Here is a 9954-nt window from a genome sequence, read left to right as displayed (position 1 = left end):
AGCATCGAGACGGAGGGGGCTACGGACTCAGCAAACCCCCTCAGTCAGCCTGTCGGCTGACAGCTCCCCCAGCGGGGGAGCAATTAGGGGCGTTCGACGGAAGAGCGTTCCACGTGAAACACGTTTAAGATCAAGATCTTAGCGAAAAACAAAGGGGCCCGCGTCACCGCGAGCCCCTTTTTCGTGTCGGCTAAGGCTGGAGGCCTTAGGTGTTCATCGACTGGAAGAAGTCGTCGTTGTTCTTGGACTGGCGGAGCTTGTCGAGCAGGAACTCGATCGCGTCCTGGGCGCCCATCGGGGTGATGATCCGGCGCAGGATGAACGACTTCTGCAGGTGCTCCTTCGGCGTGATGAGGTCTTCCTTCCGGGTGCCCGACTTGATGACGTCGACGGCGGGGTAGATCCGCTTGTCGGCGACCTTGCGGTCCAGAATGATTTCCGAGTTACCGGTGCCCTTGAACTCTTCGAAGATGACTTCGTCCATCCGGCTGCCGGTGTCGATCAGGGCGGTGGCGATGATGGTCAGCGAGCCGCCTTCTTCGATGTTCCGGGCGGCGCCGAAGAAGCGCTTCGGGCGCTGCAGGGCGTTGGCGTCGACACCGCCGGTCAGCACCTTGCCGGACGACGGCACCACGGTGTTGTAGGCGCGGCCGAGACGGGTGACCGAGTCCAGCAGGATGACGACGTCGCGCTTGTGCTCGACCAGGCGCTTGGCCTTCTCGATGACCATTTCGGCGACCTGCACGTGGCGGGTGGCCGGTTCGTCGAAGGTCGAGGAGACGACTTCACCCCGCACGGTGCGGCGCATGTCGGTCACTTCTTCCGGGCGCTCGTCGATCAGCAGGACGATCAGATAGCACTCGGGGTGGTTGGTCTCGATCGACTTGGCGATGTTCTGCAGCATCACCGTCTTACCGACCCGCGGCGGGGCGGTGATCAGGCAGCGCTGGCCCTTGCCGAGCGGGGCGACGATGTCGATGACCCGGCCGGTGCGGTCCTTCAGGGTCGGGTCCTGGATTTCCATGTTCAGACGCTGATCCGGATAGAGCGGCGTCAGGTTGTCGAACAGGACCTTGTGGCGGACGTTCTCGGGGTTCTCGAAATTGATCTGCTCGACGCTGACCAGGGCGAAATAGCGCTCGCCTTCGCGCGGCGAGCGGATGACGCCCTCGACGGTGTCGCCGGTGCGCAGGCCGAACTTCCGGATCTGCGAAGGGCTGACATAGATGTCGTCCGGGCCGGACAGGTAGTTGGCTTCCGGGCTGCGCAGATAGCCGAAGCCGTCCTGGACGACCTCGAGCGTGCCGGAGCCGGAGATCTGCACGCCTTCCTCGGCCAGGGCCTTGAGGATCGCGAACATCATGTCCTGCTTGCGCATGGAGTTCGCGTTTTCGATCTCCAGGGTCTCGGCGAAGGACAGCAGGTCGGCGGGCGACTTGTCCTTCAGCTCCTGGAGCGACATGCGGGTGAGGCCCATGGCGGCGATCGCCTGGGCGACCTCCGAGGGGCCTTCGTCGTCTTCGTCTTCGGTTTCGGCGCCGGCCTCGACCTGGGCGCTTTCCAGCACCGGGGTTTCAGTGGTCTCGGCGGCTTCGACCGGGGTTTCCTCGGTCGGGGCGTTGGTGTCTTCGCTCATGATATAACTCTGAAATAGTCCCCGGCGGGGCCGAACGGACTTCGGGCGCCGGGGGAATCGGACATGGCGCGGGGGCGCGCCGATGAATTTTTCTAGGACCGGGCCGCGGCGGCTGATGTTCAGCGCGCGGCGCACGGGAAAAGGCGGGGCGTGGCTTCGCGGCGCGACTCCACGTGCGGTCAGCGGAACCACATGCCGGGCGGCGGGTCAAGCGCGGCCTGGGATCGCGGGCTCCTCGTTCCTCCACCCTTGGGGGAGGCGGCTCACCGCTGTGAGGCGAGACGGAGGGGGCCTGCTGACGCCGTCGTCCCCCTCACCCGGCCATTCGGCCGGGAGCTCCCCCAGAGGGGGCGCAATGCGTAAGTAGGATCAGCGCTGGCCGAATTGAAGGGTGACGGCGAGGACGGCGACCACCGCGGCCAGGAACGGCAGCTCATTGGTGGCGCGCCAGAACTTCGCCGACTTCGGACGCTGGCCGGCCAGGAACTTCTTGTAGGAGCCGGCCAGGAAGCCGTGCCAGCCGGAGATGAACAGCACCGCGGCCACCTTCACGATCATCCACGGCTGCAGCAGGAAGCCCCAGCCCTCGCCGACCGCATAGACGTGGTAGAGGATCAGGCTGACGCCCAGCACCCAGACGATGATCATCGACGGATTGATGATGATCTTCAGGAGCTTGCGCTCCCAGACCAGGAAGTGCTTGTCGAACTCGCTGCCCGGAGGCGCGGTCTCGGTGTGGTAGGCGTAGAGCCGCGGCAGGTACATCATGCCGGACATCCAGGCGATCACCGCGATGATGTGCAGGCCGCGCAGCAGGTCGAAATGGTTCATCGCAGGCTCCCCCTAGCCGACTCTACAGGCGCATTTGCCATAGGCGGACGGACAGCGCCACGTCCCGAACGGCGCCGGCGTCGCCCCGCGCTCTAGCGCTTCCAGGGTCCCGGCCGCCAGGGCATCGATCAATGCGCCGTCCACGGTCGGGGTCGGGGCGCGCAGATAGGGCGCGCAGCCGAGGGTCCGGGCCAGCTCCGCGTACTCGTGGTCGAGCTCGACCAGCGTCTCGACGTGCTCAGAGACGAAGGCGATCGGGCTGACCAGCACGCCCTTGCCGTCGGCCGCGGCCTGGCGGATCGCGTCGTCGGTGGAGGGGCCGATCCATTTCAACCGGCCGACCCGGCTCTGGTAGCAGACGCTCCAGTCCGGGAGCTCCGGCAGCAGGGCGGCGACGGCCTGGGCGGTGGCCTCGACCTGGGCCTGGTAGGGATCGCCGGCCTGGATGATCTTTTCCGGCAGCCCGTGGGCCGAGAACAGCAGCCGCACATTGTCCGGCCGGCCCGCCTTCAGCCAGGTCTGGCTGATCGCGCGGGCATGGGCTTCGACCAGGCCCTGGGCGGTCGGATAGCAGCAGACCGCGTGGCTGGCGCCTGGGCCGCGGTAGGCGCGGGCCCAGTCCTTCAACGACGAGGCGCTCGTCGTGGTCGAGAACTGCGGATAGAGCGGCAGCAGCACCAGCTCGTCCGGACCGAAGGCGGCGACTTCGCGCGCCGTCTCGTCGGCGAACGGCTTCCAGTAGCGCATGGAGATGAAGACCCGGATCTCCAGATCCGGCCGCGCCGCGGCCAGGGCGGCCTGCAGGGCGTCGGCCTGGCGGCGCGTCTCGGGCAGCAGCGGCGAGGCGCCGCCCATGATCGCGTAGTTGGCCTTGGCGGTTTCCTCGCGGCCGGACGCGATCATCCGGGCCAGCGGCAGGCGGACGATCCCCGGCAGGGTGATGATCGCCGGGTCGCTGAACAGGTTGGTGAGGAACGGTTTCACCGCCTCGGGGCCGTCAGGTCCTCCGAGGTTGAAGAGGACGACGGCCAGCTTGGTCATTTGCCTGTCACCCTGCGGATCGTGCGATCGATGTGCTCGATCGGCGTGTCGGGCATCACCCCGTGGCCGAGATTGAAGATGTAGGGGCCGCCGTTCCACTGCTCGATCAGGGCGTCGACCCGCGCATCGAGGGCTGGGCCGCCGGCGCGCAGCAGCAGGTTGTCGAGCGCGCCCTGGATGGTCTTGCCGCCGGCCTGGATCTGTTGGCCGAGCACGGCGGTCGCCTGGGTGTCGAGGGCGACGGCCTGGACCGGTACCTTGGCGGCGTAGGTGGCGACTTGGGCGCCGGCCCCGCGCGGGAAGCCGATGAACGGCGTGTCGATCCCCGCGGCGCGGACCTTCTCGATGATCGCGGTGTGCGGGCGGATGACGATGCGTTCGAACATGTCCTCCGACAGGCTTTCCGCCCAGCTCTCGAACAGCTTCAGCACCTGGGCGCCGCTCTTGGCCTGCATGACCAGGTAGCGGGCGGTCGACTCGACCAGCACGTCCAGCAGGGCGTCGAGCTTCTCGGGGTTCTGGTAGGCGAAAGCGCGGGCGGCTTCGCGCTGCGAGCCGCGGCCCTCGATCATGTAGGTGGCGACGGTCCAGGGCGCGCCGGCGAAGCCGATCAGGGCCCGTTCCGGCTCGAGCTCGGCGCGGACGCGGCTCAGGGTTTCCCCGATCGCCGACAGCCGGCCGGTGGAGGCCTCGATCTGGTCGGCCAGGGCTTCGATCGGCGGCAGTTCGCCGAGCCGCGGGCCTTCGCCGGCCTCGAACCAGACGTCCTGGCCCAGCGCCCGCGGGATCAGCAGGATGTCGGCGAACACGATGGCCGCGTCCAGCGGGAAGCGGCGCATCGGCTGCAGCGTCGCCTCGGCGGCCATTTCCGGATTGTGGCAGAAGGCGATGAAGTCCCCGGCCCGGGTCCGCAGCTCGCGGTATTCCGGCAGGGAGCGGCCCGCCTGGCGCATGAACCAGACCGGCGGCCGATCGAGGGTTTCGCCCGCGAGCGCCCGCAGGAGGCGCGGTTTTGAACTTTCCGACATGGCCGTCGTTAAACCGACTTCGGACGAAAGGCTCAACCCCGCCTGCCCTTCTTCTTCATATCTAAGATTCTTAAATAGGAAGTGGAGTTAGAGGTTGGCCCTTGGAGAAGTGGGGACAACTTCGTCCGGCCATACCGCGCCAACCCCTTTTCAACAAGGCGATCGCGCACTTTCCAACATGGTTAAGCCATACCTGTGAGTCACGGGGAAAACCGCTAAACCCCAACTGGCGTTTACCTTTCGTTAAAGGGTTAACAGGGAGTTAACGATGACGAACGGGAGTCATCAAAACCGTCCTGGAAACCCACCCTGTTCATTCTTTTTTAACCAACGGAGCCGTGGACGAGACGGGCGCAAACCCGGGGGGTTTTCCCGTCCGTGCACATGTCGGCCGACGGCGCGGCGACTCTTCCCCAAAACGGTCCGGCTTCGTTAAGAAGGTTTCGACTCTTTCGTCCCCAGCTTTGCGATCCCCGCCCTGCAGATTCCCCTTTACGCGCCGGCAAAGGCTCCATGACCCGCTTTGCGACTTACTTCCACGTCCACCTGGTCTCGGACTCCACCGGCGAGACGCTGAACGCGATGGCGCGGGCGGTGTGCGCCCGGTTCGAGAACGTGCTGCCGATCGAGCACATCTACGCGCTGGTGCGCTCGCCGCGGCAGCTGGAGCGGGCGCTGACCGACATCGAGGAAGCGCCGGGCGTGGTGATCCACACCATCGTCGACGACCAGCTGCGCACGGCGCTGGAAGAAGGCGTGCGGCGGCTGGACATGCCGTGCATCGCCGCGCTCGACCCGCTGGTCTCCTCGCTGCAGCGCTATCTGGGCGCCTCGATCAGCCGGCGGGTCGGCGTGCAGCACGCGCTGGACAACGACTATTTCAACCGCATGGACGCGCTGAACTACGCGATCGGCCATGACGACGGCCAGGGCGGCCAGGACCTGGAGCAGGCCGACGTGGTGCTGGTCGGCGTCTCGCGGACCTCGAAGACCCCGACCTGCATCTACCTGGCCCACCGCGGGGTGCGGGCGGCGAACGTGCCGTTGGTGCCGACCCGGCCGCCGCCGGAGAAGCTGTTCGACCTGAAGAACACCTTGGTGGTCGGTTTGACGATCTCGCCCGACCGGCTGATCCAGATCCGCCGCAACCGGCTGCTGAGCCTCAAGGAAGATCGGGAAAGCAGCTATATCGACATCGAGGCGGTGCGCGAGGAGACGGTGAAGGCCCGGCGGCTCTATGAGCGCCAGGGCTGGCCGGTGATCGACGTCACCCGGCGCAGCGTCGAGGAAACCGCCGCAGCGGTGCTGAACCTGCTGCACGGCGGCCATGGCCAGGTCGAGGTGCTGGGCTGATGAGCAACGCGATCATTCTGGCCTCGAAGAGCGCCGCCCGCCGCGCGGTGCTGACCGGGGCCGGCGTGCCGTTCGAGGTGGCGGTGGCCGGCGTCGACGAGGACGCGGTCAAGACCTCGATGCTGGCGCAGGGCGCGAGCCCGCGCGACGTCGCCGACGCCCTGGCCGAGATCAAGGCCGTGAAGATCTCCGCCGGCCGGGCCGGCTTCGTGATCGGCTCGGACCAGACCCTGGAGTTCGAGGGCAAGCTCTACGACAAGGCTGAGAGCCTGGAGGCCGCGCGCGAGCGGCTGGCGACCATGCGCGGCAAGCCGCACAAGCTGCACTCGGCGGTGGTGGTGGCCAAGGACGGCGCGCCGATCTGGCGCGAGATCGTCTCGGCGACCCTGACCATGCGCGACTTCTCGGACGCGTTCCTGGACGAGTACCTGGCGCTCGAGGGCGAGGAGATGCTGGGGTCGGTCGGCTGCTATCGGCTGGAAGGGCCCGGCGCGCAGCTGTTCTCGAAGATCGAAGGCGACTATTTCGCGATCCTCGGCCTGCCGCTGATGGGCCTGCTGGACCTTTTCCGGCGCCATGGCGTGCTGACCCCATGAGCATCTCCGGCGCGACCAGGGTCGCCGGCGTGGTCGGCCGGCCGATCGCCCACTCGATGAGCCCGATCCTGCACAACGCCTGGCTGGCGGCGGCGGGGATCGACGGGGTCTATGCGCCGTTCTCCACCGAGCCGGGCCGGTTCACCGCCTTCGCCGAGTCCCTGCGCGGCGGCACGGTGGCCGGCCTCAACGTCACCTTGCCGTTCAAGGGCGAGGCGCTGGCCCTGGCCGACGAGGTCAGCTTCCGGGCGCGGAGCGCCGACGCCGCCAACGTGCTGGTGTTCCGCGAGGACGGCACGATCTTCGCCGACAACACCGACGGGCTTGGCATGCTGCGCGCGTTCGCCGAGCAGGCGCCGGGCTTTGATCCCGCATCAGGGCCGGTGGCGATCCTGGGCGCTGGCGGTGCGGCCCGCGGCGCGGCGGCCGCCTTTGTCGAGGCCGGCTGCCCGGAGGTCCGCATCGTCAACCGCACCCTGGCCAAGGCGCAGGAGATCGCCCAGCCGCTGGGCGCCAAGGCGCTGCCGCTCAGCGAGGCGGCCGCCGCGTTCGACGGCGTGATCGCGGTGGTCAACGCCACCTCGGCCGGACTGTCGGGATCCGCAGCGCTCGAGGTTCCGCTGGAGGCGACCCCGGCGAGCGCGGTGATCATGGACATGGTCTACAAGCCGCTGAAGACCCCGTTCCTGGCGCAGGCCGAGGGGCTGGGCCGGCGGACGGTCGACGGGCTCGCCATGCTGATCGGCCAGGCAGTCCCGAGTTTCGAGTATTTCTACGGTCAGCCGCCGCCGGGCGATGTCGACGTGCGGAGCCTGGCGATCAAGGCGTTGGGGCTGTGACCCCAGGTTCGGCATCGCCGGGCTTGTCCCGGCGATCCATAAGCACGAAACCTGCACGCAAGCCCGAGACACGGAGTCTATGGGTGGCCGGCACAAGAGGCCGGCCATGACGAACAGAGTTGGAGGGGCGACCATGCTCATCATCGGCCTGACCGGCTCCATCGGCATGGGCAAGTCCACGACCGCCAAGATGTTCCGCGAGGCGGGCATCCCGGTCTATGACGCCGACGCGGCGGTGGCCGACCTTTATGAAAAGGGCGGCGCGGCGGTCGCGCCGCTGGAGGCGGCGTTTCCGGGCGTGACCAAGGACGGCGCCGTCGACCGCGAGGCCCTGCGCCAACGGGTGCTGGGGAACGACGAGGCGATGGCCAAGCTGAACTCGGTGGTCCATCCGCTGGTCGGCGCCGACCGGGTGCATTTCTTCAAGGCGGCCGAGGACGCCCAGGCCGACATGGTCGTGCTGGACATCCCGCTGCTCTACGAGACCGGCGGCCACGCCAACATGGACGCGGTGGTGGTGGTCTCCGCCCCCGAGAGCCAGCAGCGCGAACGGGTGCTGGCCCGGCCGGGCATGACCGCCGAGCGCCTGGACGCCATTCTGTCGCGCCAGATGCATGACGCCGAGAAGCGGGCCCGCGCCCACTTCATCGTCGACACCGGCCGCGGCCTGGAACCGGCCCGCGAAATGGTGACCGAGATCATCGCCGTCATGCGCGATCCGCAGCGACGTCCGCAGAGCGCGCGCAAGACCGCGCCCTGATCCTTCGTAGAAGGACCCTTTTCAACGGTTTGGCCGAAGTCGTCCAAAGCTAAAGGGTCCTCGCGACAAGGCGCCGGGTTGAAGCTCGGCACGAAGCAGCCGAAGTAGTTCGCATGGCGCGTGAGATCGTTCTCGACACCGAAACCACCGGCTTCGAGCCGCACCTCGGCCACAAGCTGGTCGAACTGGCCTGCCTCGAGATCGAGGATTACCTGCCGACCGGACGCAGCTTCCACGTCTATATCGACCCGGAGCGCGACATGCCGCCCGAGGCCGAGAAGGTGCACGGGCTGTCGGCGAACTTCCTGCGCGGCAAGCCGAAGTTCCGCGACAAGGAGATCCACCAGGACTTCCTGGACTTCGTCGGCGACGCCCCGATCATCGCCCACAACGCCACCTTCGACCGCACCTTCGTGAACTACGAGCTGGAGGGTCTCGGCCTCGCCGGCATTCCCGAAGAGCGCTGGATCGACACCCTGGCCCTGGCGCGCAAGCGCTTCCCGGGCATGCACAACTCCCTCGACGCGCTCTGCAAGCGCTTCAAGATCTCGCTCTCCGAGCGCGAGAAGCACGGGGCGCTCATCGACGCCCGGCTGCTGGCCGCGGTCTATCTCGAGTTGAAGGGCGGCCGCGCCCTGACGCTGGAGCTGACCACCCGCGAAATGGCCGCCCACGCCGTCGCGGTCGCCAAGGCCGCCGCCTATGGCGCGCGCCCGCGCCCCCTGCCCTTCCGCTCGACCGACGCCGAGCGCGAGCTGCACGCCAAGTTCGTGCGCGAGGTCGTGAAGAGCGACGAGCTCTGGGGCAAGTTCGGGCTCTAAGTCCGAAGCCTCAGATCCACCGTTCGTCGGCCGTGAAGTCGACGGTGAGCCAGTAGCCGGGATTGAGCCCGCCCATCGCCAGGGCGATTTCGCGGCGGATGGTGTCGAGCTGGTCGAAGCTCATGGTCGTCTGGCCGGTCGGGGCGACGAAGCCGATCTCGATGAACTGCTGACGGCCCGAGCGAACCACGTGGGAGCTGTAGCTGGAAAAGCCGTAGCGGGCGGCGACTTCAGCGGCGAGTTCCTGGACCTGCTGATCGAGCGCGCTCGGGGCGATCATCAGGATGTCCTGGCTGGCCCGCCATAGGGTCAGGGCCGGGAACGGGACCAGGCAGACCGCGACAATCACCAGGATCATCGGATCGACATAGGGCGTCATCCACTCTGCGCCGCTGCCGGTCAGCGCCTTGCCGATCAGGAAGCTGAGGCAAAGTCCGGCGCTGAGCACGCCGCCCATGAGCCAGGAGCGGGAATCGACGTCGAGCATCTGGGAGCTCAGATGGCGGGCCGAGCTGCGCACATAAGCGAACATGCCGAAGCTGAGCACGCTGCTGAGCCCGGCATAGACCGCGCCAAGGCCGAACTGCACGTAGCGGCCGCCGGCCAGCAGGCCGTTGAGTCCGTCGAGAAAGGCGTAGACGCAGGCGAAGCTGAGCACGAGCCCGTTGAGCAGGGCCAGCATCGGCTCCAGGTGCCAGTAGCCGTACTGGAACCGGCGGTCGTCGCCACGCGCGATCAGCCGCACGGTCAGCAGGGCGATGGCGGTCATCGCCGCGTCGATCAGGTCGTAGAACCCATCGAAGGTCACCGACTTCGACCCCAGCCAGAGCCCGAAGCCGATGCTGGCGACGGCGAAGACGATCGTGGTGGCCATCGAGGTCGCGAGCAGCCGCTCTTCCCTGGCCGAAGGATGTGGGCCGGAAGGACGTGGCGTGGTCGACGACGGCGTCATGCGGCAAGCGCACCTGAAGGCTCAACCCAGGCCAGGAAAACCCATCGGCGGGCCGGCGTCGAGAACGAAGCGCTTGTCGAAGACCGATGTTACGCCA

General features: G+C 67.5%; 10 protein-coding genes. 5 read left to right on the top strand and 5 right to left on the bottom strand.

The genetic code is table 11. The features are described from left to right. Positions 1–205: 205 nt before the first annotated feature. The 4 genes from rho to hemE form a co-directional block, all read right to left on the bottom strand. A complete protein-coding gene (gene rho, locus ACSQ2H_RS00460) occupies positions 206–1636 on the bottom strand; it encodes a transcription termination factor Rho (RefSeq protein WP_436059525.1) in 1431 nt (476 codons plus the stop codon). A 369-nt stretch (positions 1637–2005) separates the two neighbouring features. Then, complete coding sequence (locus ACSQ2H_RS00455; protein ID WP_436059524.1) at positions 2006–2467, bottom strand: CopD family protein; 462 nt, start codon at positions 2465–2467, stop codon at positions 2006–2008. A gap of 12 nt (positions 2468–2479) precedes the next feature. Next, positions 2480–3508: a ferrochelatase gene (gene hemH / locus ACSQ2H_RS00450; protein WP_436059523.1), complete on the bottom strand. Its 1029-nt coding sequence runs from the start codon at positions 3506–3508 to the stop codon at positions 2480–2482. Continuing rightward, a complete protein-coding gene (gene hemE, locus ACSQ2H_RS00445; RefSeq protein WP_436059522.1) occupies positions 3505–4536 on the bottom strand; it encodes a uroporphyrinogen decarboxylase in 1032 nt (343 codons plus the stop codon). The genes hemH and hemE overlap by 4 nt, the downstream gene beginning before the upstream one ends. A gap of 513 nt (positions 4537–5049) precedes the next feature. Between hemE and ACSQ2H_RS00440 the strand changes: the two genes are divergently transcribed. From ACSQ2H_RS00440 to dnaQ, 5 genes are all read left to right on the top strand, one after another. Beyond that, positions 5050–5889 carry a pyruvate, water dikinase regulatory protein gene (locus tag ACSQ2H_RS00440; RefSeq protein ID WP_267230979.1) on the top strand — a complete coding sequence of 280 codons (840 nt, stop codon included), beginning with the start codon at positions 5050–5052 and terminating at the stop codon, positions 5887–5889. Beyond that, a complete protein-coding gene (locus ACSQ2H_RS00435) occupies positions 5889–6485 on the top strand; it encodes a Maf family protein (protein WP_436059521.1) in 597 nt (198 codons plus the stop codon). The genes ACSQ2H_RS00440 and ACSQ2H_RS00435 overlap by 1 nt, the downstream gene beginning before the upstream one ends. Next, positions 6482–7324 carry a shikimate dehydrogenase gene (gene aroE, locus ACSQ2H_RS00430; protein ID WP_436059520.1) on the top strand — a complete coding sequence of 281 codons (843 nt, stop codon included), beginning with the start codon at positions 6482–6484 and terminating at the stop codon, positions 7322–7324. Before ACSQ2H_RS00435 ends, aroE begins: the two co-directional genes overlap by 4 nt. 133 nt (positions 7325–7457) lie before the next feature. Beyond that, positions 7458–8084, top strand: a complete 627-nt coding sequence (gene coaE, locus ACSQ2H_RS00425; protein ID WP_436063518.1) for a dephospho-CoA kinase — start codon at positions 7458–7460, stop codon at positions 8082–8084. A 113-nt stretch (positions 8085–8197) separates the two neighbouring features. Then, a complete protein-coding gene (dnaQ, locus tag ACSQ2H_RS00420; protein WP_436059519.1) occupies positions 8198–8905 on the top strand; it encodes a DNA polymerase III subunit epsilon in 708 nt (235 codons plus the stop codon). Between the two features lie 10 nt (positions 8906–8915). Here dnaQ and ACSQ2H_RS00415 read toward each other — a convergent pair whose 3' ends face one another. Beyond that, a complete protein-coding gene (locus ACSQ2H_RS00415) occupies positions 8916–9779 on the bottom strand; it encodes a cation diffusion facilitator family transporter (protein ID WP_436059518.1) in 864 nt (287 codons plus the stop codon). Between the last annotated feature and the right edge of the window lie 175 nt (positions 9780–9954).

This window comes from Phenylobacterium sp. LjRoot97, from assembly GCF_964254345.1.
Lineage (GTDB): Bacteria > Pseudomonadota > Alphaproteobacteria > Caulobacterales > Caulobacteraceae > Phenylobacterium.
This window is presented reverse-complemented; position numbering and strand designations above follow the sequence as displayed.